Raw genomic sequence first — 23,494 nt, 5'->3', positions numbered from 1 at the left:
GCGACCCGTACAGACCATTGATTGACACAACCCTGAGAGGGATTGACGCATAGTGCTCGACGTCAACTTCTTCGACGAGCTGCGGATCGGCCTGGCCACCGCGGACGACATCCGGCAGTGGTCCCACGGCGAGGTCAAGAAGCCGGAGACCATCAACTACCGCACCCTGAAGCCCGAGAAGGACGGCCTCTTCTGCGAGAAGATCTTCGGCCCCACCCGGGACTGGGAGTGCTACTGCGGCAAGTACAAGCGTGTCCGCTTCAAGGGCATCATCTGTGAGCGGTGTGGCGTCGAGGTCACCCGTGCCAAGGTGCGCCGTGAGCGGATGGGCCACATCGAGCTCGCCGCCCCCGTCACCCACATCTGGTACTTCAAGGGCGTCCCGTCCCGCCTGGGATACCTGCTGGACCTCGCCCCGAAGGACCTGGAGAAGGTCATCTACTTCGCGGCGTACATGATCACGTACGTCGACGAGGAGCGCCGCCAGCGCGACCTGCCGTCGCTGGAGGCCCACGTCTCCGTCGAGCGCCAGCAGATCGAGCAGCGCCGCGACGCCGACCTGGAGGCCCGCGCCAAGAAGCTCGAGACCGACCTGGCCGAGCTGGAGGCCGAGGGCGCCAAGGCCGACGTGCGCCGCAAGGTCCGTGAGGGCGCCGAGCGCGAGATGAAGCAGCTCCGCGACCGCGCCCAGCGCGAGATCGACCGCCTCGACGAGGTGTGGAGCCGCTTCAAGAACCTCAAGGTCCAGGACCTGGAGGGCGACGAGCTGCTCTACCGCGAGCTGCGCGACCGGTTCGGCACCTACTTCGACGGCTCGATGGGCGCCGCCGCCCTGCAGAAGCGGCTGGAGTCCTTCGACCTCGACGAGGAGGCCGAGAAGCTCCGCGAGATCATCCGCACCGGCAAGGGCCAGAAGAAGACCCGCGCCCTGAAGCGGCTGAAGGTCGTCTCCGCCTTCCTGCAGACCTCCAACAGCCCCAAGGGCATGGTCCTCGACTGCGTCCCGGTGATCCCGCCGGACCTGCGGCCGATGGTGCAGCTGGACGGTGGCCGCTTCGCGACCTCCGACCTGAACGACCTGTACCGCCGTGTCATCAACCGCAACAACCGGCTGAAGCGGCTTCTCGACCTCGGCGCGCCCGAGATCATCGTCAACAACGAGAAGCGCATGCTGCAGGAGGCCGTCGACGCGCTGTTCGACAACGGCCGCCGCGGCCGCCCGGTCACCGGCCCCGGTAACCGTCCGCTGAAGTCCCTCAGCGACATGCTGAAGGGCAAGCAGGGCCGCTTCCGTCAGAACCTGCTCGGTAAGCGAGTCGACTACTCGGCCCGTTCCGTCATCGTCGTCGGCCCGCAGCTGAAGCTGCACCAGTGCGGTCTGCCGAAGTACATGGCGCTCGAGCTGTTCAAGCCGTTCGTGATGAAGCGCCTGGTCGACCTGAACCACGCGCAGAACATCAAGTCGGCCAAGCGCATGGTCGAGCGCGGCCGTACGGTCGTGTACGACGTGCTGGAAGAGGTCATCGCGGAGCACCCGGTTCTGCTGAACCGTGCGCCCACGCTGCACCGCCTCGGCATCCAGGCCTTCGAGCCGCAGCTGGTCGAGGGCAAGGCCATCCAGATTCACCCGCTCGTCTGCACCGCGTTCAACGCGGACTTCGACGGTGACCAGATGGCCGTCCACCTGCCGCTCTCCGCGGAGGCGCAGGCCGAGGCCCGCATCCTGATGCTGTCCTCGAACAACATCCTCAAGCCGGCCGACGGCCGTCCGGTCACCATGCCGACCCAGGACATGGTGCTCGGCCTGTTCTTCCTCACCACCGACGGTGAGGGCCGGCAGGTCAAGGGCGTGGAGCGGTCCTTCGCCTCCACCGCTGAGGCGATCATGGCGTTCGACGCCCGGGAGCTGTCGCTCCAGGCGCCGGTCGACATCCGCTTCCCGATCGGTTCGGTCCCGCCGCGCGGCTTCGTTCCGCCGGTCGCGGAGGAGGGCGAGCCCGAGTGGCAGCAGGGTGACGGCTTCCGGCTGCGGACCACCCTCGGCCGGGCGCTCTTCAACGAGCTGCTGCCCGAGGACTACCCGTTCGTCGACTACCAGGTGGGCAAGAAGCAGCTCTCCGAGATCGTCAACGACCTCGCGGAGCGCTACCCCAAGACGATCGTCGCCGCCACGCTCGACAACCTGAAGGCCGCCGGTTACCACTGGGCCACCCGCTCCGGTGTCACCGTCGCCATCTCGGACGTCGTCGTGCCCGAGGCGAAGAAGACGATCGTCGCCGGGTACGAGGCCCAGGACGAGAAGGTCCAGAAGCAGTACGAGCGCGGTCTCATCACCAAGGACGAGCGCACCCAGGAGCTCATCGCGATCTGGACCAAGGCGACCAACGAGGTCGCCGAGGCGATGAACGACAACTTCCCGAAGACGAACCCGATCTTCATGATGGTCGACTCGGGCGCCCGAGGAAACATGATGCAGATGCGCCAGATCGCGGGTATGCGTGGTCTGGTGTCGAACGCGAAGAACGAGACCATCCCGCGTCCGATCAAGTCGTCCTTCCGTGAGGGCCTGTCCGTGCTGGAGTACTTCATCTCCACGCACGGTGCCCGTAAGGGTCTGGCCGACACCGCTCTGCGTACCGCCGACTCGGGTTACCTCACCCGTCGTCTGGTCGACGTCTCCCAGGACGTCATCATCCGCGAGGAGGACTGCGGCACCGAGCGCGGTCTGCGGCTGCGGATCGCGTCCAAGGACGAGGCCGGAGTCCTGCGCAAGGAGGACGACGCCGAGACCAGCGTGTACGCGCGCTGCCTCGCGGAGGACGTCGTCGTCGACGGCAAGGTGCTGGCCCCGGCCGGTGTCGACCTCGGTGACGTGCTCATCGAGCAGCTGGTCGCGGCCGGTGTGGAGGAGGTCAAGACCCGCTCGGTCCTGACCTGTGAGTCCGCCGTCGGCACCTGCGCCATGTGCTACGGCCGCTCCCTGGCCACCGGCAAGCTGGTCGACATCGGTGAGGCGGTCGGCATCATCGCCGCCCAGTCCATCGGTGAGCCCGGTACCCAGCTGACGATGCGTACCTTCCACACCGGTGGTGTGGCCGGTGACGACATCACCCAGGGTCTGCCGCGTGTCGTCGAGCTCTTCGAGGCCCGTGCCCCCAAGGGCATGGCCCCGATCGCGGAGGCGGCCGGCCGCGTCCGTATCGAGGAGACCGAGAAGACCAAGAAGATCGTCATCACCCCGGACGACGGCAGCGACGAGACGGCCTACCCGATCTCGAAGCGCGCCCGTCTCCTGGTGGGCGAGGGCGACCACGTCACCGTGGGCCAGAAGCTCACCGTGGGTACCGAGAACCCGCACGACGTGCTGCGCATCCTCGGCCAGCGGGCCGTCCAGGTCCACCTGGTGGGCGAGGTGCAGAAGGTCTACAACTCGCAGGGTGTGTCGATCCACGACAAGCACATCGAGATCATCATCCGGCAGATGCTGCGCCGCGTGACGATCATCGAGTCCGGCGACGCCGAGCTGCTGCCGGGCGAGCTGGTGGAGCGCTCGAAGTTCGAGACCGAGAACCGTCGTGTGGTCCAGGAAGGCGGCCACCCGGCCTCCGGCCGTCCGCAGCTGATGGGTATCACCAAGGCCTCGCTGGCGACCGAGTCGTGGCTGTCCGCGGCGTCCTTCCAGGAGACGACCAGGGTTCTGACGGACGCGGCGATCAACGCCAAGTCCGACTCCCTGATCGGCCTCAAGGAGAACGTCATCATCGGTAAGCTCATCCCGGCCGGTACGGGTCTGTCCCGCTACCGCAACATCCGGGTCGAGCCGACCGAGGAGGCGAAGGCCGCGATGTACTCGGCGGTCGGGTACGACGACATCGACTACTCGCCCTTCGGGACGGGGTCGGGTCAGGCCGTGCCGCTGGAGGACTACGACTACGGTCCGTACAACCAGTAAGGCGCAGGTTCGACCGAAGGGCGGCCACCCCGTGGGGGTGGCCGCCCTTCGGCGTTCCCGCATCCGCTAGCGGAGCAGCTGGACGGCGGGCCGCCTGTCGCCGGTCTGCTCGTGCACGACGACGTACCGGCCGCCGCCCGCGATCCACAGGTCGGCCGGTGCGTACGTCTGTACGCCGGGTGTCGTCAGCTCCTCCTCCAGAGCGCCCGTTTGCGGTGCTGTCCGGGCCAGGCGGTCCATCGCGGCCGTCCACACCCGGCCGTCGTGCTCGGTGACCACCTCCACCTCGTCGTCCAGCTCGGTGGTCCACAGGTGGCGGCCGTCGGTGAGCGAGTACCCGACGAGCCGGCCCCTGGTGTCGATGTACGGGCGCCCGTTGTTGCCGGAGGTCCAGCGCCGGTCGCCGTCACGCACGCCCGAGGCGACGAGTACGTCACCGACGACGGCCGCCGAACGCACCGGGCGGGCTGCGAAGGCCGGGAACCCGTGGCTCGTCCCGCCGGGGAGGATCGCCACCTCGTGGTCCTGGCCCAGGGTCGGGATCGTGGTGGTGACCTCGCCCTCCGCGTCGTACACGAGGACGGCGTGGGTGCCCCGCCGCTCCTGTTCGTGGATCCAGACGGTGAGCGGGGCGGTGGCCAGGACGGCGGCGTGCCGCGGGTAGCCGGTGGCGGGCAGCCGGGCCCGGAGACGTTCCGCGCCGGTCGCCGCGGCGAGGGCGCGCAGGACCGGGGCGGTGTCCCGGCCGCAGTCGGAGACGGTGACGACCGTGGTGGCGGAGCCGTCGGCCAGGCCCGGGCGGCAGCCGGGGTGACCGGGGGCCGTCCAGCGTTCCCGGCCGTCGGCCAGACCGTGGGCACGCCAGCCGGTGCCGTGCGGCAGGACGGCGAGGTCACCGGCGACGGTGACGAGGCCGGGGCGGGGGAGGCGGTGCTCCAGGACGCCCTCAAGGACCTGGCCCTCCGGGGCGGTGACCGGCTGGGTCCACCGGGTGTGGCCGGTCGCCAGGTCCAGGGCGGCGACGCTCCCGCAGGTCCCGCCCTCCGGGGCGTGGCCCAGCAGTCCGGTGCGGGCGCCGGTGCGGCGGCTCATGGCACAGACGACGTCCTGGCGCGGCGGCTGCCAGGTCCAGGCAGGAGTCCCGTCGGCCAGCCGGTACGCGGTGACCTCCTCGGGGCGGACGCGCACGACGACCTCGCCGTCCTGCCAGCTGCCGAGGGCGGAGCTCCCGGCGACGCGGTCCTGGGGCACGGCCCATTCCTGGGTGACGGTGTCACCCACACAGAGCAGTCCCCAGGCGACCGCCGAGGCCGCGCCCAGGCAGGCGCCGGCCACAGCCGCGGGCCTGCCCCCGCCCGGGGAGACCAGCGCCGTGAGGACGAACCCGCCGAGGAGGCAGACGAGACCCCCCACCACCAGCGTGGCGAGCCCCCGCCCGCCCTGTCCGGTGAAGGCCAGCACCGCCCCGAGCGGAAGGGCGGCGGCTCCCGCCCCGACCGGCAGGGCGAGCGCGGCGGTGACAAGCCGTGTCCTGGACATCCGCATCCTGTTCGTCGGAGGGCGTTCGCCCCGGCGGTGCGGGCCTGCGCCCAGCGGGCGTGCCCCGGAGCAGGCCGGTCAGCGGGAGAGTCCGAGGTGGACCCTGCGCAGGGCGCGGGCGCCCACGGCCAGGAGGGGCGGGACGTCCTCGGCGGGAACACGGCGGGCCAGGGCCAGCACGTCCACGGCCGTCGCGTAGTCGTCGACGACCGACGCGGACGCGTTCGGCGCGGTCGCCGCAGTGGCGTATTCGGCCAGGATGTCGCCGTACTCGATGACGGCCAGCCGGACGTCGGTCTCGACGGCGTCGGTTGCGAGGTGCCGGAAGGTGTGCCGCTGCTCCTGCGCCATGACGTACCCCCGTAAGTCGAAAAGCGGTGATTTCATTGTCCGGGCGGCGTGATGAGGGCGGCAGGGGGCGGGAACGCCGTTTCGGCGGAGGTTCGTTGCCGGGTCCCGGCATATCGCGCCGTGACGGGGCGGCCGGTTCCCCGGCTTCTCGGGGCGCCTTCCCCTCGTGCGGCCGTCGGCTGGGGTGCTGTTCCCCGGCCGGTTCGTGGCGTGGCATTTGTTTTGACCGGAGTCCGTGCGATAGGTACGCTCAGACCTTGTGCCTGGGGTGTGCCTGGGCTCCTGTGCGTGTCTTCAGCCGCACGAACGGAGTCGATGACGGGCCACCGCGATCTGCGTTCCTCTCCGCCGTCCGGCGGGAGTCCGCAAGATTCGACACACCCGACCGCGTGGGTCGGCAAAGTTCCAGGTTAGCTTCACTACACGGCACACAGAAACCGGAGAAGTAGTGCCTACGATCCAGCAGCTGGTCCGCAAGGGCCGGCAGGACAAGGTCGAGAAGAACAAGACGCCCGCCCTCGAGGGTTCCCCTCAGCGCCGCGGCGTCTGCACGCGTGTGTTCACGACCACCCCGAAGAAGCCGAACTCGGCCCTGCGTAAGGTCGCGCGTGTGCGTCTGACCAGCGGTATCGAGGTCACTGCTTACATTCCGGGTGAGGGACACAACCTGCAGGAGCACTCCATCGTGCTCGTGCGTGGTGGCCGTGTGAAGGACCTGCCGGGTGTTCGCTACAAGATCATCCGCGGTTCGCTTGACACGCAGGCTGTCAAGAACCGCAAGCAGGCCCGCAGCCGCTACGGCGCCAAGAAGGAGAAGTAAGAATGCCTCGTAAGGGCCCCGCCCCGAAGCGCCCGGTCATCATCGACCCGGTTTACGGTTCTCCTCTGGTGACCTCGCTGATCAACAAGATCCTCCTCAACGGCAAGCGCTCCACCGCCGAGCGCATTGTCTACGGCGCCATGGAGGGTCTCCGCGAGAAGACCGGGCAGGACCCGGTCATCACGCTGAAGCGCGCCCTCGAGAACGTGAAGCCCGCTCTCGAGGTCAAGTCCCGCCGCGTCGGTGGTGCCACCTACCAGGTGCCGATCGAGGTCAAGCCGGGCCGCGCCTCCACCCTCGCCCTGCGCTGGCTGGTCGGCTACTCCCGCGCCCGCCGCGAGAAGACCATGACCGAGCGCCTGATGAACGAGCTGCTGGACGCCTCGAACGGCCTCGGCGCCTCGGTCAAGAAGCGCGAGGACACGCACAAGATGGCCGAGTCCAACAAGGCCTTCGCGCACTACCGCTGGTAGTCGCAACCCCCATCGAGACCGAGAGAAGACTGAAGCCTTATGGCTACCACTTCGCTTGACCTGGCCAAGGTCCGCAACATCGGGATCATGGCCCACATCGACGCGGGCAAGACGACCACCACCGAGCGCATCCTCTTCTACACCGGTGTTTCCTACAAGATCGGTGAGGTCCACGACGGCGCTGCCACGATGGACTGGATGGAGCAGGAGCAGGAGCGCGGCATCACCATCACGTCCGCCGCGACGACCTGCCACTGGCCGCTCGAGGACGTCGACCACACCATCAACATCATCGACACCCCGGGTCACGTGGACTTCACGGTCGAGGTGGAGCGTTCGCTCCGCGTCCTCGACGGTGCCGTCACCGTGTTCGACGGTGTCGCCGGTGTGGAGCCGCAGTCCGAGACCGTGTGGCGTCAGGCCGACCGCTACGGCGTGCCGCGCATCTGCTTCGTCAACAAGCTCGACCGGACCGGCGCCGAGTTCCACCGCTGCGTCGACATGATCTCGGAGCGCCTGGGTGCGCAGCCGCTGGTCATGCAGCTGCCGATCGGTGCCGAGGCGGACTTCAAGGGCGTCGTCGACCTGGTGACCATGAAGGCCTTTGTGTGGTCCGCCGAGGCCACCAAGGGCGAGATGTACGACACCGTCGACATCCCGGACACCCACGCCGAGGCCGCCGAGGAGTACCGCAACAAGCTCGTCGAGGCCGTCGCGGAGAACGACGAAGAGATCATGGAGCTGTACCTGGAGGGCCAGGAGCCTTCCGTGGAGCAGCTGTACGCCGCGATCCGTCGTATCACCATCGCCTCCGGCAAGAGCTCCGGCACCACGGTCACCCCGGTGTTCTGCGGTACCGCGTTCAAGAACAAGGGCGTCCAGCCCCTGCTCGACGCGGTCGTGCGCTACCTGCCGTCCCCCGTCGACATCGAGGCCATCGAGGGCCACGACGTCAAGGACGCCGAGACGGTCGTCAAGCGCAAGCCGTCCGACGAGGAGCCGCTGTCGGCCCTCGCGTTCAAGATCATGAGCGACCCGCACCTCGGTAAGCTCACCTTCGTCCGCGTGTACTCCGGCCGCCTGGTGTCCGGCACCGCCGTGCTGAACTCGGTGAAGGGCAAGAAGGAGCGCATCGGCAAGATCTACCGCATGCACGCGAACAAGCGTGAGGAGATCGAGTCGGTGGGCGCCGGCGACATCGTCGCCGTCATGGGTCTGAAGCAGACCACGACCGGCGAGACGCTGAGCGACGAGAAGAACCCGGTGATCCTGGAGTCCATGGACTTCCCGGCGCCGGTCATCGAGGTCGCCATCGAGCCCAAGTCCAAGGGTGACCAGGAGAAGCTGGGTGTCGCCATCCAGCGTCTCGCGGAGGAGGACCCCTCCTTCCAGGTGCACACCAACGAGGAGACCGGCCAGACCGTCATCGGCGGTATGGGCGAGCTTCACCTCGAGGTGCTCGTCGACCGTATGAAGCGTGAGTTCAAGGTCGAGGCCAACGTCGGCAAGCCGCAGGTCGCGTACCGCGAGACCATCCGCAAGACGGTCGAGCGCGTGGACTACACCCACAAGAAGCAGACCGGTGGTACCGGTCAGTTCGCCAAGGTGCAGATCGCGATCGAGCCGATCGAGGGCGGCGACGCCTCGTACGAGTTCGTCAACAAGGTCACCGGTGGCCGCATCCCGAAGGAATACATCCCTTCGGTGGACGCGGGCTGCCAGGAGGCCATGCAGTTCGGTGTCCTCGCCGGCTACGAGATGACGGGCGTGCGCGTCACCCTGATCGACGGTGGCTACCACGAGGTCGACTCCTCCGAGCTGGCCTTCAAGATCGCCGGTTCGCAGGCCTTCAAGGAGGCCGCGCGCAAGGCGTCCCCCGTCCTGCTCGAGCCGATGATGGCCGTCGAGGTCACCGCGCCCGAGGAGTACATGGGCGACGTCATCGGTGACATCAACTCCCGCCGTGGCCAGATCCAGGCCATGGAGGAGCGTGCCGGTGCCCGTGTCGTCAAGGGCCTGGTGCCGCTGTCGGAGATGTTCGGCTACGTCGGCGACCTCCGCAGCAAGACCTCGGGTCGCGCAAGCTACTCGATGCAGTTCGACTCCTACGCCGAGGTTCCGCGGAACGTCGCCGAGGAGATCATCGCGAAGGCCAAGGGCGAGTAACTCCCGCGAGTTCACGCTTTAGGCTTGTCACCGGATACTCCGGGGCACGTCGGTACGATCCACCAGATCCGTGTCGCGTGCCCCGGGACCGGCATCCCAGCAAAGATCACCTGGCGCCGATGAGTAAGGCGTACAGAACCACTCCACAGGAGGACCCCAGTGGCGAAGGCGAAGTTCGAGCGGACTAAGCCGCACGTCAACATCGGCACCATCGGTCACATTGACCACGGTAAGACGACCCTCACGGCCGCCATTACCAAGGTGCTGCACGACGCGTACCCGGACCTGAACGAGGCCTCGGCCTTCGACCAGATCGACAAGGCTCCTGAGGAGCGCCAGCGCGGTATCACCATCTCCATCGCGCACGTCGAGTACCAGACGGAGACCCGTCACTACGCCCACGTCGACTGCCCGGGTCACGCGGACTACATCAAGAACATGATCACCGGTGCCGCGCAGATGGACGGCGCCATCCTCGTGGTCGCCGCCACCGACGGCCCGATGCCGCAGACCAAGGAGCACGTGCTCCTGGCCCGCCAGGTCGGCGTTCCGTACATCGTCGTCGCCCTGAACAAGGCCGACATGGTGGACGACGAGGAGATCCTGGAGCTCGTCGAGCTCGAGGTCCGTGAGCTGCTCTCCGAGTACGAGTTCCCGGGCGACGACGTCCCGGTCGTCAAGGTCTCGGCGCTGAAGGCGCTCGAGGGCGACGCCGAGTGGGGCCAGTCGGTCCTGGACCTGATGAAGGCCGTCGACGAGTCGATCCCGCAGCCGGAGCGCGACGTCGACAAGCCGTTCCTCATGCCGATCGAGGACGTCTTCACGATCACCGGTCGCGGTACGGTCGTCACCGGCCGTATCGAGCGTGGTGTCCTGAAGGTCAACGAGACCGTCGACATCATCGGCATCAAGACCGAGAAGACCACCACCACGGTCACCGGTATCGAGATGTTCCGCAAGCTGCTCGACGAGGGCCAGGCCGGTGAGAACGTCGGTCTGCTGCTCCGCGGCATCAAGCGCGAGGACGTCGAGCGCGGCCAGGTCATCATCAAGCCGGGCTCGGTCACCCCGCACACCGAGTTCGAGGCGCAGGCCTACATCCTCTCCAAGGACGAGGGTGGCCGCCACACGCCGTTCTTCAACAACTACCGCCCGCAGTTCTACTTCCGTACCACGGACGTGACCGGCGTGGTGACCCTCCCCGAGGGCACCGAGATGGTCATGCCGGGCGACAACACCACCATGTCGGTCCAGCTGATCCAGCCGGTCGCCATGGAGGAGGGCCTCAAGTTCGCCATCCGTGAGGGTGGCCGGACCGTCGGCGCCGGCCAGGTCACCAAGATCGTCAAGTGAATCTCCTGACTGTCTGACCTGGTAGCTCTGCGAGCACCGGAAGGGCCCCGCACCGAGAGGTGCGGGGCCCTTCTCGCGTTCTCGCCGTGTCGTCAGATCGCGTCGCTGTGGGAGGCCCACGACCACGGGTACGCGTCCGCACCGAGCCCCACCGCCAGCGCCCCCTGCGGCCCGAGGTGCAAGGTGGCCGCCTCCAGCGGGACCACCCCGTGCGCCCGTGTCACCGACCGCCCGGCGACATGCAGCTGGACACGCCCGCGCAGGTCGCGCCCCAGCAGCACCGGCCCGTGCGGCGTTCCGGCCGCGCCGACGCGCCCGTACCCGTCGAACCGCGGGCGCGCGTGGGCGGGTGCGCCGTCCAGTCTTATCGCCGTCAGTTCCTTGCGGGTCGGCCGCCGGTAGTACAGCTCCAGTGAGCCGTCGGGCGCCGCGGCGAGCGCGACCGGCCCGCCCGGCTCGGGCAGCCCCGATTCCGGCCGCCAGGTGACGGGGTGCCCCGGCGCGTCCTGCGTCCAGTGGTGCACACTTCCGCGCCCCGGCGCGCACAGATGGACCCGCCCGCGCCCGTCCACCGCCGTGGCCAGTCCGTCCTGCACCTCGGCACCGCCCAGATCCAGCCACGGCCCCCAGGTTCCGTCGGTCTCCCGTACCCGGGAGCTGACGCCCTTGTCCGCGTTCCGTACGAACAGATGCACCCGTCCGTCCGGCGCGGTCACCGCGACCGGAACGCCCAGCCGGCGCCCCCGGTCGTCGACGCGCTCCGGGTTGCCGAGACCCCGCCACGCGAGGAACGGGCCGCCCGCGGTGCGCTGCTCCAGCACGACGATCTCCCGCTCGTTAGCGGCGTGGTGCCCGGCGAGCGCCGAGAATCGCAGTGCGAACAGCAGCTGACGGCCGTCCAGGAGGGTCGTGGCCGCCAGGCCCGGGGCGAGGGGGCCGCCGCCGAGGTCGTCCGGCGAGCCCCACTGGCCGCTGCCCGGCTCGGTCTCCCGCCAGCGCACGGCACGCAGCCCGAGCACCCCGTACACGGTGGTCCGCCCGTCCTGGCCGGTGGTGACGACCGGTCCGGCGCCCGGGTAGCGGTAGTGGGTGGAGCGCACCCAGCCCTTCTTGTTGGTGAGTGGCCGGATCCCGCCCACCCCGTAGTCTCCGCAGCCACTGGGGTTGCCGCACTCCCAGTCGGGGTCGCCGCCGTACGGGACGAGGTTCGCCGCCTTCCGCTGGAGCACCGCCTCCGGGAGGTTCTTGGGCCAGTGGCGGTTGTAGTACGCGCGGAAGGCGGTGGCGACGAAACCGGGTATCGCGCCGCCGCCCTCGGTGGCCTCCGCGACCCAGCGGACCATGGCGGCCCAGCTGAAGCAGGCGACGGCGGTGTGGTCGGCGTGGTCCGAGTAGCCCTTCTGCTCGGAGTCCTTCTTCCGCTTCACCTCGGTGCTGTGCTGGATGTCCGGGTCCGGGTCCAGCGTGTGGACGACGGTCGGCTGGTAGCGCTCCATGAGCCCGACCAGGGTGTCGACCAGCCCGTCGTAGTCGTACGAGGAGGAGCGGTGCACCGGGGAGTCGGCTGCCACCACGGAGGGGACGGTGAGCGCGCGCTCGTTCCACAGGTCGGGTATCGCGTAGTAGCGGCGAGGGATGTGCATGGCGAGGTTCAGGAAGACCAGCTCGACGCGGCGGTTGCCGTTGGTGAGCGTGTTGATCTCGGCCTGGCGGTCGCCGCGCAGGGTCATCACACCCTTCCGCCAGGGCGTGAACTTGTCGAGCCCGAGCATCGCGGCGTACGCCTGGCGGAGCCCCTGGTGGCGTGCGGAGGAGTAGGCGGCCTTGTCGGCCTTCGGCGGGGTCCTGTCGCCGGGGACGGGGTTCTTGCCCATGTGCTCGCCCGCGCTGACGTAGACGCAGACCAGCGGGACGCCGGAGTCCACCATCTGCCGGCAGTCGGGGTTCATGAAGTACAGATCGTCGTCCGGGTGGGCCATGATCTGCATGAGCTGGGCGCGGCGCGAGCTGGTGATCGGCATGCCGGGGGCGGGGTCGGCGGTGGGACCGGTGCGGCGTGGGGCGGGCACGGTGCAGCCGGAGAGCCCGGCCGCCGCGACGGTGACGCCCGCCGCGGCGGCGGTCGCGGACGCGAGGAACCGGCGGCGCCCGGGCCGGAAGGAGCCGCCGAGCGCGCGCAGCATGGAACCCCGTATGTCGTTCACTTGTCCCCCCGTACCGAGAACCGAGAAAGCCGAGAATGCGGCGGAAGACAGAACCGCCCTGGTCAGGGGGGTGTGCTCCGCGATCGGCTAGACGGCGACGTGCCAAGGGGGGTTGCGTAAAGGGGTATGTGATGTTCAAAACGTAATCGAACGGGCAGGGAGTGCCGGGGAGCCGCGAAGGCGCTGTTTGACCTCAACTGCACTTGAGTTTCTAGGCTCTTGAGCCATGACGCGGACAGTGAACACTCAGACAGCGCACACACAGACGAAGCCGGTCACCCGGCAGAGCCCCGCCAACCCGGCGGCCACCGACGACGAACTGGCGTCGCAGCCCGTCGGCTACTGGACGGGCGTCGCCCAGAGGGCGGTGGTCGGGTACCTCCGGGACTCCCTGGCCAGGCTCGATGTCGCCCAGCCGATGTGGTGGACGATGAACCAGGTGCTCGCGGCGGGGGAGCGGGGCATCGGCCGGGAGACGGTGGCCGAGCGCCTCGCCGACGTGGCGGACGACGCGTACGCGGTGCCGCGCGCCGTCGACCAGCTGCTCTGCCGCGGCTGGCTGACGGCCACCGGCCCCGACGGGACGCTGCACCTGACGGAGGCGGGCCTTGAGGCACACGCCCGGATCAAGCGCCGGGTCGACGAGATCCGGGCGGAGGTGCACGAGGGCGTGACGGACGAGGAGTACGTGGCAGCGCTGAAGGTGCTGCGGCGGATGCAGGCGAACGTGGCGAGGGTGCGGACCGGGGCCTGAGCGAGAGCGCGGGGCCCGGGAGCCGGAGCCCCCGGCGCGGCGGTCGTCGGACGGCCTGGAAAGCGGCACGGCCCTGCGCGCTCAGGCCGGGTCCGGCACCTCCCCGCCCTCCGCCCACTGCAGGGTGACCCCGCGCAGCCCCCGCAGCCAGCCGGAGGCGATCGTGTCGAGCGCCGCACGGTCCGGGGGTGAGGTGCCGAGCCCGACCGCGTACGTCAGGGCGCCGGCGTCCGCCGCGAAGGGCCGCGGCCACGCGTGCGCGTCCGGGACGCCCGCCTTCTCCAGCGCGGCGAGCAGCGCGTTCGCCCGCCCCCGGGTGCGCCCTTCCGCCGCACCGACGGGCACGGTGAGCAGGGCCCAGGCAGCGTGCCGCCGGTGCAGCGGAGGGGCAGCCCGCAGCCCGGCGGGGTCCCGGTCCTCCAGCAGCTCCCAGGCGCGGTACAGCTCCTGGACCAGGAGGTCACGGAAGCCGCCGGTGACGTGCGGGGTGCAGGAACGGACGGGGGCGGTGGGCGTCAGCACCGTGACCGGCGCGGGGGCGGTGGGGGACGCCTGACCGGTGAGACCCACGGGCCGGGCCCAGTCCCAGGCGGCCCAGCTCCCGAAGAACTCCCGCAGGAGGGCGTCGGGCCGCAGGTCGTCGGCGTCCCGCACGGTCCGGGCGGCCAGCACCGCCCAGGCCAGCCCGGGCAGCCCGCCGAACGGCGCCGAGTCCAGCCCCTTGCTGCGGGCCCAGCCCTTGACGTCCCGCGCGAGGCGGGCGAAGGCGTCGTGCCGCTCGCGCACGTGGGCGGCCACGGCGTCGGCGTCGCTCACCGCGCTGAGCGCGACCGCCGCGGCGTCGCCCAGCTCCGCGCGCCGCTCCAGGGCCTCCGGCGGCGGCAGGTCCCCGCTCGGAACGACGACGAGATCGACGGCGAGAGGCGCCGTCCCCGGTCCGGTCATGCGGAACCTCAGCCCGGGCACCCGGGCCCCCGTGACCTCGCGGAACCGCCCGGCCTCCGGCAGCCCTGCCCCGACCCGCGCCCGCACCTCACGCAGGCTCCCGGGCCCGGGGACGACCGCCACCAGATCCAGGTCGGCGTCCGGCGACGCACACCCCATCCGCCGCGACCCGGCCACATGAACCGTGGCGCCGGGAAGCGCCCGGGCGACCAGCCGCGCGACCCGCGCACCGGCCTCGTTCCGCCCGGCCGGTCCGGCGGGCTCCCCCACCGGAAGGACCAGCCCGGACACGCCACCGCCACGGATGCTTCCCGGGCGCGGACCACCGTCCGTCGCCACCGCCTCCGACGGCCCGGCCCCCGTCGCCGTGCCCTCGGGGCGCGGGGCCGCTCCATGCTGCGCACCGGCCCTCGCCGGCCGCGGCGGGGGACCCTCCGACGGGGCTGTGCGCGGCGCCGGTTGCCGGTCCTGCGGGCCGGTGCCGGGTGTCGTGCGGAACGCCGAGGCCGCAGCGCGCGGGGCACGGTCCGAGGCCGTCGCCTCGGACGGCCGGGTCCTCGTCGCCGAGCCCTCGGGGCGCGGGTCACCGTCCGAAGGCGCTCCCAGCGGCTCGGGGCCCTTCCCGGCGGGCGGGCGTCCCGTGACCCGGGCCCATGCGCCCGGCGGCGTCCCGCCCGGTGCCGGTCCCGTGCCGCCGGGGTTCAGGTCCGGCGCCGGTCCCGTGTCGCCGGGCCCCTCGCCAGGCGGGGGCTCGTCCGCCCAGCGCGTCTCACCCGTCCCCAGCTTCACCGTCGCCCGCACCCGCATCGGCCCGTCACCGCGCCGGGACAGCAGGGCCACCTCGCCCACCCGGGCCTCCAGCGGGCCGCCCAGCCGGGACTCGCACTCCGCCACCACCGCCAGGGGCTCGGCCGTGCGGCCCAGGCTCAGGTGCGGGGTGAAGCCGTGGTGGTGGCCCCGGCAGCGGGGGAAGCGGGCTTCCAGCAGCCGCCGCAGCTCCGCCCACGGCTCGGCGCCGCCCGCCGCCGGGTCGAGCCAGACCGTGGCGTACTCGCGGTGGCCGAAGCTGTGGACCCCGTCCAGCAGCGCGTCGAACGGTGCCAGCTCCCGTACCGCCTCGGACACCAGCCGCGCCGCCGCCTCGAAGCGGGCCTCCGGGACGAACCCGTACAGCAGGTTCACATGCGGGGGCCAGCGGTGGATCTGCGGGTCGTGGTCCTGGCGGACGGCCTGCACCGGCGGCCACAGCTCGCCCGGCGGCAGCCACGCCAGCGCCGTGCGCACGGTCGGGTCCTCGTCCAGGACCTCCAGGGAATCCCGGACGTCCAGCTCGGCCAGGACGCCGAAGTGGTCGGAGGCGTAAAGGCCGTTCCGCCCCGGGGCGTCGCCCACCAGCCGTGCTTCCGCCACCCGCAGTCCGTCCGCCCTCAGCAGCACCCGGTCCAGCCGCGCCGCCCGCCCCGACAGGGACGCCAGCGCCGCCAGCGGGTTCACCCCCGGATCGAACGTCGGTGTCGTGTCACCCCGCCCGTGCGCCTCGCTCCACGCGTCCCGCAGGCCGAGCGAGGTCTCCGGCAGAGCGGTGCCGTCGTTGAAGTCGCCCACCAGCACGACCCCCGCCTCCACTCCCGCGAACGCCTCGGCGATCCGCGCCAGTTCGGCCTCCCGCCGCGCCGCGCCGTCCTCGGAGTGGTCGCTGCTCAGGTGGGTCACCGCGACCACCAGCGGCTCCGGCGCGGTCTCCAGGACCACCGCCGCCACGGCCTTGTGCGGCCCCAGCGCCAGCACCCCCGCCTCCCGCACCGGCACCCTGCTGAGCAGCAGCAGGCCCGTGTCGTCCACGTCCCGCCCGGCCGGGTCCGTGCCCGTCGTGTACTCCCGCACCCACCCGGCGTCCAGCAGCATCCGCAGCAGCTCCGGCTCGACCTCCTGGAGGGCGATCACGTCCGCGTCCGCCTCGCGCAACGCGTCCAGCAACAGCGGCCGGCGCTCGGCCGTGGCGATGCGCTCGCTGTCGTACCGGTCCCAGAGGGTGTTCCAGGTCAGGACGCGCAGCCCGTCCACGTGCGCCGGCCCCTCCGCCGTGCCCGCGCCCGGGCCCCACGGCCGCCGCGCCTCGAAGAACGGCGCCCGCAGCAGCCGGACCTCCCTCACCCGCCCCGCCTCGGACTCGTCGAGCAGGTCGACCCCCGACCGCCGGTCCCAGACGAGCTCCCCGTCCGCCTCGAAGAACAGCACCCGGTGCCACGGAATGTCCCCGCCCGGTACGAACGAGGGCAGCGGCACCCGCTCGGGCTCCGCGCCCCTCTGCATCACGCCCACCACGAACCGCGCGGGGTCGAACCGCCCGTCCCACCGCACCCGGTGGTAGACCTCGTCACTCGTACGCACCGCGCTCACGCCTCCTCTTCCACGGTCTCACGCGCCCCGATGTACCAGGTGCGGTGCACCTGACCCGGGTACGGCGGAACGAACCGCCGAAGCTGCGCGGCCAGCACGTCACCGGGCACCCGGTGCTCGCGCACCGCGTTCCGCCGCAGCAGCTCGTCCTCGTCCACCAGCACCACGGCATGCGTGATCAGCGCGTCCCGCCGCCGGGCGACCGCGTGCACGAGCGACCGCTGGTGCGGGGTGAGCGAGGTGGCGTCCCACACGACCGTCCCCCCGGTGGAGGCACCGGCCAGCGCCGCGTCCAGCCGGGCCAGCCCCTCCCGCAGCACGTCCCCGTTCGCCCGCTGGTCGGCACGGTCGCCCCGTTCCTCCCGGATCCCGTCCAGCGACACGTACGCGCAGATCCCCGGCAGCCCCCGCGCGAACGCACTCTTCCCGCTGCCCGACGGGCCCACCAGCTGCACCAGCCGGGGAAAGCGCCCGTCGCGCCAGCGCCAGGTCGCCGCCACGGCCTCCTCCGGCACCGAGATCCGGCCCTCCGCGTACGCGATGCGGGCCTCGCCCCGGCAGCGAGCGGCCACGTCCCCCTCCAGGTCCCCGAAGGCACCGTCGGTCACCCCCGCCCCCACCTCCTCCGCGAACAGCCCCGACCACTCCACCTGCTCCCGTGCCTCCTCGTCCGGCGCGGTCGCCGCCGCCACGGCGTGCAGCACGTCCAGCTCCACGGCGTACGACATCCGCACGAGCCCCGCGCGCCGCTCGTCGTCGGGGTACGGCCGCTGGAGCGCGCCCCGCAGCCCCACCAGGTCGGCAGCCCGCCGCGCGAGCGGCAGCCCCAGGGCCGGCGCGAGCCGCCCCGGGAGCGTCCCCCGGGGCTCCCGCCACAGCAGCCCCGCCAGCACCCCGGCGAGCCGGACGTCCCCGTGCCCGCCGACCCGAGCCCCCACCTCGGAGGCCGCCCCCGCGTCACCCTCCGCAACGCCCAGTGCCGCCAGCAGCGCGTGCGCGTCGGGCCCGGCGCCCGACCGCACGTCCCACAGCGCGGCCCCCGGCCCCAGCCCGTTCGGCGTCACGGCGGCGTGCATCCAGTGCGTACCGGTCTGTACGTGCCCGCCGCGCACCCACTTGGCGACCCGCCGCCCGAACTCCTCACCGGGGAACCCGTCGACGGTCCGCACGACGTACCCCTCCTGCCGCGAGGTGTCCACCCGCAGCCGCCGCAGCGCCCGCTCGTCGAACACCCCGCGCCACAGCACGGGCGGGGTGGGCACCCCGAGCCCGCGCAGAAACGTCACGGTCTCGTCCCACCCCAGACAGCCGCCGCGCCCGTCCCACACGGAGAACCCGTAGAAGTAGCTCTCCAACTCGTCATAGGGGAGGGAGTGCCGCGCGTACACGTTCTCCCCGCACACCCGCCACCCGGCGGGAATCCGCGCCCCGATCCGCCCCTGCAGCGCCTTCACCCAGGCCCGCGAGGGATGGTGCGCCGAGTCCAGCGACCGCGCGTGCAGCCCGTCCGCGTACAGGGTGGTGTTCTCCCCGTCGAGCTTCTCGGTCACGACGACCTCGCGCCCGGCGAACCCCGCGAGCCCCCCGGCCCGCACGTCGTCCGGGGCCGCCCCGGGTGACCACGGCAGATGTGCCGTCCGCGGATAGTGCGTCCGCCCGCCCTCGCCCATGATCGACCGTCCCCTAACCCGCGTCGGCCGCACGCCCCGCGGCGTCCGAGAGGACCGCCCGGAGCCGTGCCCGGCACTCCGAGACGAACGCCGGACAGGTGTGCCGGTAGTACGAGATGCCGCTCGCGGCCACCGCGATCGCCCAGGCGCGGGCGCGGGTCCAGGTCGCTTCGTCGAGGCCCAGGGCGTTCCAGTAGGCCTGCCGTGCCTCGGGCGGGAGGTCCCAGACGGTGGCGTGCTCGGCGTCGGGGAGGCCGACCGAGAGGCCCCCGAAGTCGATGACCGCGTGCAACCGCCCCTCCCGGACCAGGAGGTTGGTGGGCTTGAGGTCGCCGTGCAGCCATACGTGTCGCGCGGAGGACTCGGGCAGCGCGAGCCCGGCTCGCCACAGCCGCTCCAGGGTGTCGACGTCCAGTTCCGCCCCGACCTCGGCCCTGCAGTCCCGGAGGCTCTCTCCGACCCACTCGTCGCAGGCCCGCAGGCCGCCTCCGCGGTACCAGCCGAGGTCGTCCCTGCGGGTCGCACCCATGAGGTCCAGGCCGTGCAGTTCCCGTACGAACGCCGCGAGGTCGGTGCCGAAGGCGGCCCAGTCCCGGACGGTGGCCGGACCGGGCTCGGCGCCGTCGATCCAGCGGTAGACCGACCAGTCGACGGGGAAGGCGCCGGTGGGCGTCCCGGCGTGGACGGGCTCGGGAACGCGGCAGGTGAGGAGAGGCGCGAGGCGGGGCAGCCACTCCTGCTCCTTCCGCACGGCCCGCGCGTTGCCGACGGTGCGGGGGAGGCGTACGAGCAGGTCGGCGCCGAGCCGGAACATGGTGTTGTCCGTGCCCTCGCCCGCCCGGGTCAGCGGCAGGCCGGCCCACTCCGGCCGCTGCGCCTCCAGCAAGGACCTGACGAGTGTTCCGTCGACGCGGATCTCATCGTGATGAAGTGCCACGCCGAGCAGTGTCCCGGCCGGACGGCAGGGGGGCCAACGACTTTCCGCCGTGGCCCCCCTGATTACATGCTCATGTCGTTAACGCGGGACGAACGGGCGAGGGCAGTGGGCACCAGGACACCGTCGGACGAGGAATGGGACGACTTCCTGCGCAGGGCCGCGCAGGAGGGCGACGCGGGCGCTCCGAAGGAGCCGTCCGCGCGTGCCCGGGAGGTGAGTGCCCGGCTGCGGAACACGGGGGAGCCGGAGGGCTGGCGGACCTGGCCCGCGTCGCGGGTGACGAACGGCACGGCCCGCGGGCGGCGGCGCAAGACGTGGGCGGCGGTGGGCGTGCTGGTCGCGCTGGGCCTCGCGGTGGTGGCCGTGAAGCCGGACCTGGTGACCGACCGCCTGCCGGGCGGGGGCGCCGAGGCCGCTGCCGCCGATCCCCTCCCCGCGGAGACTGCCCGCCCCGGCACCGCGCCGCCCGAGGAGCTGCTCCCGGACCTGCCGACCCTGGAGGAACCGTTCCGCGGCTCGCCCGCGCTGCGCTGGGCCGACGGCGCCGAAGGGATCGAGGTGCCCGCGGCGAAGGCGGTCGGCGGCCTGACCGAGGAGCAGGTCGCGGCGGCCCTGGGCACCACCCGGGAGCTGCTGATCGCCGCGAACCTGGACCCGGGCGTGCGGCGGGGCGAGCACCCCGAGAAGGCGCTGGAGCTGTTCGACCCGCACCAGGAGAAGGGCGCCGACACGCTGCGCGAGGCCCTGAGCAAGCCACGGAGGGACCTGGACCCGACGACCATGTTCAGCCGCTTCGACCCGTCGGAGGTACGGCCGGTCGGTGATGTCGTCAAGACGCGGGGCCGGCTGACGTACGAGGCGGACAAGAGGCCCGGCGGGGTGCTGGTGCACGCCGACTACACGTTCGTGTACCCGCTCCGCCAGGCCCGGCCGGGGGCGACGGAGGTCGCCCGGGCGGTGGTACGCCGGGAGATGACGGTCGCCTTCTACGACCCCGCGCGGTACGGGACGACACCGGGCAAGCTGTTCCTGATCACCTGGAACTCCGCCTCCGGCAACAACGACTGCGCCCGCCCCGCGGACGGTCACCTGCACCCGATGTTCCAGTCCGACCTCCTGGCGAGCCCCCAGCCGACGAAGGGCGAGCCCATCGACCCGTACGACCGCAGCAAGCCGCTGGACGCCCTCCCGAAGGAATGCAGGCCGGCGACGAGGACGTGACCCCGCGCCTCGCGGGGGTCGGCCGTTTCCCGGCGGGCCGACCCCTGCGGGCCTGACTACTGCTCCCCGAAGATCTCTTCGGCGTGGGTCGCGGTGATCGCCCGGTCGAACCACACGACCATGGCCTCCGGGTCCTCACACCCGGTCACCCGCTCGCGGACGCTGTCGGGGACGGTGACACCCCGCCGCTCCAGCAGCCGCAGGATGTCCTGCGCGCGGCTCTCGGCGCGGGCCTCGGCGCGGGCCTCGTCACGGATCTCTTCCACGAGGTACGACTCGTAGAACGAAAGGTCCACGGCCACCAGGTTCCTCCAGAGTTGCGCGGCCGGGCGCCTGCCCAGGCCTTGTGCGGCGCATGCCGCGACAGTGTCTCGGGGCCTGTGCCGCGGCACGGTGGACAGGGCCTTCAGTATCCGTCTGCCCCGTGGGAAAGGCCGCCGGGCGTACCGGAACCCGGCTGCCCGCGTTCCGGTACGAGGTCAAGCTCGGCCCACACCGTCTTGCGCGGTGGCGGCCCGGCCGTGACGCCCCACCGGCTGGCCAGCCGCGCCACGAGCAGCAGCCCGCGGCCCGACTCGGCGTCGGGGCCCGGTGCGTGCGGCGTTGCCGGAGGCACGCGGTCGGCCCGCGTGTCCGTCACCTGGACGCGCAGCGCCCGGTCGCCCTCCGTCACGTGCAGCTCCACGAGGAAGTCCCGCCCCGGGACCCGGCCGTGCAGCGCGGCGTTGGCGGCCAGCTCGGCCACGAGCTGCACGGCGGTCTGCGCGACGGGGCGGGTCGCGTGCCTGTCACGCAGCCAGACGGCGGCCAGCTCGCGGGCGAGGCGGGCGCCCTGCCGGGACGGGTGCATCCGAATGCTGAAGTCCCGTGTCGGAGCAAGTGATTGAGTGGCGTTGTGGCTCATGTCACACAATCCTGGGCGGGCAGCCTCTGTGGCTACCAGTGCTTTGCCGGTTGCGTACAGTCACTGTCCATGGCTTGTCCGTCGCCGTCCGGCCTGTCCGGAGGGGTGTGCGGGCAATGAGCGCACGGGTGTGGTGGTACGTGGAGGTGATGCAGTTGACGGCAGAAGCGGACAGGGCCCAGCGCCCCAAGAGCGATGCGGACGAGCCGGGTTGGGACGTGGATCCCAGGGATGAGTCGGGTGCGGCAGTCGTCGCGACGGTTGCGCGCCAGCTCAAGCTGCGCCGGGAGGCCCTGGGGCTGAAGGTCGCGGAGTTCGGTGACGCCATCGGGTACGGCGAGGACCTGGTCTACAAAGTGGAGGCGGGTAAGCGGATTCCCCGGCCGGAGTACCTGGACAAGGCCGACAGGGTCCTGCGGGCGGACGGCCTGATCGCCGCCATGAAGAAGGATGTGGAGGAGGTCCGCTACCCGAAGAAGGTCCGGGACCTGGCGAAGCTGGAAGCGCGAGCCGTCGAGATCGGGGTCTACGCGGGCCTTGGTATCCATGGCCTACTGCAAACGGAGGGTCACGCGAGGGCGTTGCTGGAGGCGCGGCAACCACCGTACTCACAGGACGAGGTGGAGCGAGGTGTGGCGGGCCGAATGGCTGCGCGGGCCGTCTTCGAGCGGTCACCGGCCCCATCGCTGAGCTTCGTCCAGGAAGAGTCGGCGCTGCGGCGCCCGATCGGGGGCAGAATGGAATGGCGTCGGCAGCTTGAACGACTTCTGGAAATCGGGCAGTTGCGGAACGTCTCGCTTCAGGTGATGCCGACGGACGTCGAGGCCCATCCCGGGCTGGACGGTGGGATCGAGGTGCTGAAGTTCGGAGACGGCACAGCGATCGGGCGCTCCGAAGGCGCGTTCAACGGTCGCGCAGTGTCGGCCCCGAAGGATGTTCGAATCCTTGAACTCCGCTATGGCATGATCCGGGCTCAGGCTCTCACGCCTCGGGAGTCACTGGCCTTCATCAAGCAAGTGCTGGGAGACACATGATGCGCAAGGCGCCTGTCGAACGCGGCTCCTCACTGGAGTGGTTCAAGAGCAGCTACAGCCGCAGCGGCAACGAGGCCGACTGCGTCGAGGTCGCCACCACCCCCGCCGCCATCCACATCCGCGACTCCAAGACCGCCCCCGACGGCCCCCGTCTCGCGGTCACCCCGCAGGCCTGGGGCGGCTTCCTCGGCTACGCCGCCCAGCAGGGCTGACCCTCCGAACACCGCGCCCCGCGCTCGGCCGGTCCGGGCGCGGGCCGCACCTCCGCGCTCAGCGCATGTCGTACTCGTCGACGTCCAGGACCGTTCCCGTCGCAGCCAGAGAAGCCGACGTGTTTCCGTCCGGGCGCGCTCGCCGGACAGCGAGAAGTACACGCACTGATCAAGACCCGTCCCGGGACGGCACCCGCGCAGGTCAGTGGCCGCGCGGGGCGTACATGATCACCGCCATACCGGCGAGGCACACCAGCGCGCCGATGACGTCGAAGCGGTCGGGGCGGTAGCCGTCGGCGGCCATGCCCCAGGCGATCGACCCGGCGACGAAGACCCCGCCGTACGCGGCCAGGACACGCCCGAAGTTCTCGTCGGACTGGAAGGTGGCGACCACGCCGTACAGGCCGAGGGCGATGACGCCGCCGCCGATCCAGGCCCAGCCCCGGTGCTCGCGGAGGCCCTGCCAGACCAGCCAGGCGCCTCCGATCTCGAACAGCGCGGCGACGAGGAACAGGGCGACGGAGCGGGCGACGGTCACGGTGCGGATCTTTCTTGCGGG

Annotated in this window: 18 protein-coding genes; 9 read left to right on the top strand and 9 right to left on the bottom strand. The window is 71.5% G+C overall.

Features of this window, described 5'->3' with window-relative positions:
• Positions 1-52: 52 nt before the first annotated feature.
• Positions 53-3,952: a DNA-directed RNA polymerase subunit beta' gene (locus I3F58_RS16640; RefSeq protein ID WP_240109397.1), complete on the top strand. Its 3,900-nt coding sequence runs from the start codon at positions 53-55 to the stop codon at positions 3,950-3,952.
• Between the two features lie 66 nt (positions 3,953-4,018).
• Here I3F58_RS16640 and I3F58_RS16635 read toward each other — a convergent pair whose 3' ends face one another.
• Positions 4,019-5,491 (bottom strand): PQQ-binding-like beta-propeller repeat protein, encoded by a 1,473-nt coding sequence (locus I3F58_RS16635; protein ID WP_240109396.1) that lies wholly within the window; start codon positions 5,489-5,491, stop codon positions 4,019-4,021.
• A 78-nt stretch (positions 5,492-5,569) separates the two neighbouring features.
• Positions 5,570-5,842, bottom strand: a complete 273-nt coding sequence (locus tag I3F58_RS16630) for a hypothetical protein (protein ID WP_240109395.1) — start codon at positions 5,840-5,842, stop codon at positions 5,570-5,572.
• A 448-nt stretch (positions 5,843-6,290) separates the two neighbouring features.
• Here I3F58_RS16630 and rpsL point away from each other — a divergent pair, with 448 nt between their 5' ends.
• The 4 genes from rpsL (at position 6,291) to tuf (ending at position 10,654) form a co-directional block, all read left to right on the top strand.
• On the top strand, positions 6,291-6,662 hold the full coding sequence (gene rpsL / locus I3F58_RS16625; protein ID WP_240109394.1) for a 30S ribosomal protein S12: 372 nt from the start codon (positions 6,291-6,293) through the stop codon (positions 6,660-6,662).
• A 2-nt stretch (positions 6,663-6,664) separates the two neighbouring features.
• Entirely contained in the window at positions 6,665-7,135 is a 471-nt protein-coding gene (gene rpsG / locus I3F58_RS16620) for a 30S ribosomal protein S7 (protein ID WP_023587042.1), read from the top strand.
• Positions 7,136-7,174: 39 nt separating this feature from the next.
• Positions 7,175-9,301 carry an elongation factor G gene (gene fusA, locus I3F58_RS16615; RefSeq protein WP_240109393.1) on the top strand — a complete coding sequence of 709 codons (2,127 nt, stop codon included), beginning with the start codon at positions 7,175-7,177 and terminating at the stop codon, positions 9,299-9,301.
• A gap of 159 nt (positions 9,302-9,460) precedes the next feature.
• Positions 9,461-10,654 carry an elongation factor Tu gene (tuf, locus tag I3F58_RS16610; RefSeq protein ID WP_240109392.1) on the top strand — a complete coding sequence of 398 codons (1,194 nt, stop codon included), beginning with the start codon at positions 9,461-9,463 and terminating at the stop codon, positions 10,652-10,654.
• A 92-nt stretch (positions 10,655-10,746) separates the two neighbouring features.
• Here the strand turns inward: tuf and I3F58_RS16605 are convergent, their stop codons facing one another.
• Positions 10,747-12,837, bottom strand: a complete 2,091-nt coding sequence (locus I3F58_RS16605) for a PIG-L family deacetylase (RefSeq protein ID WP_240109428.1) — start codon at positions 12,835-12,837, stop codon at positions 10,747-10,749.
• Between the two features lie 247 nt (positions 12,838-13,084).
• On the opposite strand from I3F58_RS16605, the gene I3F58_RS16600 reads away from it, so the two are divergent.
• Positions 13,085-13,612: a MarR family transcriptional regulator gene (locus I3F58_RS16600; RefSeq protein WP_240109391.1), complete on the top strand. Its 528-nt coding sequence runs from the start codon at positions 13,085-13,087 to the stop codon at positions 13,610-13,612.
• A gap of 81 nt (positions 13,613-13,693) precedes the next feature.
• Here I3F58_RS16600 and I3F58_RS16595 read toward each other — a convergent pair whose 3' ends face one another.
• The 3 genes from I3F58_RS16595 to I3F58_RS16585 are packed head-to-tail and all read right to left on the bottom strand — an operon-like array spanning position 13,694 to position 19,564.
• Positions 13,694-16,948: a poly(A) polymerase gene (locus tag I3F58_RS16595; protein WP_240109427.1), complete on the bottom strand. Its 3,255-nt coding sequence runs from the start codon at positions 16,946-16,948 to the stop codon at positions 13,694-13,696.
• A 5-nt stretch (positions 16,949-16,953) separates the two neighbouring features.
• Positions 16,954-18,627, bottom strand: coding sequence for an RNA ligase family protein (locus I3F58_RS16590; protein ID WP_240109390.1), 1,674 nt, complete (start codon positions 18,625-18,627; stop codon positions 16,954-16,956).
• A 13-nt stretch (positions 18,628-18,640) separates the two neighbouring features.
• A complete protein-coding gene (locus I3F58_RS16585; protein WP_240109389.1) occupies positions 18,641-19,564 on the bottom strand; it encodes an aminoglycoside phosphotransferase family protein in 924 nt (307 codons plus the stop codon).
• A 105-nt stretch (positions 19,565-19,669) separates the two neighbouring features.
• On the opposite strand from I3F58_RS16585, the gene I3F58_RS16580 reads away from it, so the two are divergent.
• Complete coding sequence (locus tag I3F58_RS16580) at positions 19,670-20,785, top strand: hypothetical protein (protein ID WP_240109388.1); 1,116 nt, start codon at positions 19,670-19,672, stop codon at positions 20,783-20,785.
• Between the two features lie 56 nt (positions 20,786-20,841).
• On the opposite strand, the gene I3F58_RS16575 is transcribed toward I3F58_RS16580, so the two are convergent.
• The gene (locus tag I3F58_RS16575; protein WP_308355031.1) at positions 20,842-21,087 is read right to left on the bottom strand and encodes a hypothetical protein; all 246 of its coding nucleotides are present in this window, start codon (positions 21,085-21,087) and stop codon (positions 20,842-20,844) included.
• A gap of 104 nt (positions 21,088-21,191) precedes the next feature.
• A complete protein-coding gene (locus I3F58_RS16570) occupies positions 21,192-21,689 on the bottom strand; it encodes an ATP-binding protein (RefSeq protein WP_240109387.1) in 498 nt (165 codons plus the stop codon).
• A gap of 149 nt (positions 21,690-21,838) precedes the next feature.
• On the opposite strand from I3F58_RS16570, the gene I3F58_RS16565 reads away from it, so the two are divergent.
• The gene (locus I3F58_RS16565) at positions 21,839-22,723 is read left to right on the top strand and encodes a helix-turn-helix transcriptional regulator (RefSeq protein WP_240109426.1); all 885 of its coding nucleotides are present in this window, start codon (positions 21,839-21,841) and stop codon (positions 22,721-22,723) included.
• Positions 22,720-22,935 (top strand): DUF397 domain-containing protein, encoded by a 216-nt coding sequence (locus I3F58_RS16560; protein ID WP_240109386.1) that lies wholly within the window; start codon positions 22,720-22,722, stop codon positions 22,933-22,935. The genes I3F58_RS16565 and I3F58_RS16560 overlap by 4 nt, the downstream gene beginning before the upstream one ends.
• Before the next feature lie 202 nt (positions 22,936-23,137).
• On the opposite strand, the gene I3F58_RS16555 is transcribed toward I3F58_RS16560, so the two are convergent.
• Positions 23,138-23,473, bottom strand: coding sequence for a YnfA family protein (locus I3F58_RS16555; RefSeq protein ID WP_240109385.1), 336 nt, complete (start codon positions 23,471-23,473; stop codon positions 23,138-23,140).
• Positions 23,474-23,494: the final 21 nt, after the last annotated feature.

This window comes from Streptomyces sp. MUM 203J (assembly GCF_022414595.1).
In the GTDB taxonomy this organism is placed as follows: domain Bacteria; phylum Actinomycetota; class Actinomycetes; order Streptomycetales; family Streptomycetaceae; genus Streptomyces.
Note: the sequence above shows the minus strand (reverse complement) of the source record. Positions and strands in the feature narration are given on the sequence as shown.

Bases quoted from the DNA above. Each gene is read 5' to 3' on its own strand.
- I3F58_RS16635 (WP_240109396.1), bottom strand. From the start codon at position 5,491: ATGTCCAGGACACGGCTTGTCACCGCCGCGCTCGCCCTGCCGGTCGGG.
- I3F58_RS16630 (WP_240109395.1), bottom strand. From the start codon at position 5,842: ATGGCGCAGGAGCAGCGGCACACCTTCCGGCACCTCGCAACCGACGCC.
- rpsG (WP_023587042.1), top strand. From the start codon at position 6,665: ATGCCTCGTAAGGGCCCCGCCCCGAAGCGCCCGGTCATCATCGACCCG.
- fusA (WP_240109393.1), top strand. From the start codon at position 7,175: ATGGCTACCACTTCGCTTGACCTGGCCAAGGTCCGCAACATCGGGATC.
- I3F58_RS16605 (WP_240109428.1), bottom strand. From the start codon at position 12,837: ATGCTGCGCGCGCTCGGCGGCTCCTTCCGGCCCGGGCGCCGCCGGTTC.
- I3F58_RS16600 (WP_240109391.1), top strand. From the start codon at position 13,085: ATGACGCGGACAGTGAACACTCAGACAGCGCACACACAGACGAAGCCG.
- I3F58_RS16590 (WP_240109390.1), bottom strand. From the start codon at position 18,627: ATGGGCGAGGGCGGGCGGACGCACTATCCGCGGACGGCACATCTGCCG.
- I3F58_RS16570 (WP_240109387.1), bottom strand. From the start codon at position 21,689: ATGAGCCACAACGCCACTCAATCACTTGCTCCGACACGGGACTTCAGC.
- I3F58_RS16565 (WP_240109426.1), top strand. From the start codon at position 21,839: ATGCAGTTGACGGCAGAAGCGGACAGGGCCCAGCGCCCCAAGAGCGAT.
- I3F58_RS16560 (WP_240109386.1), top strand. From the start codon at position 22,720: ATGATGCGCAAGGCGCCTGTCGAACGCGGCTCCTCACTGGAGTGGTTC.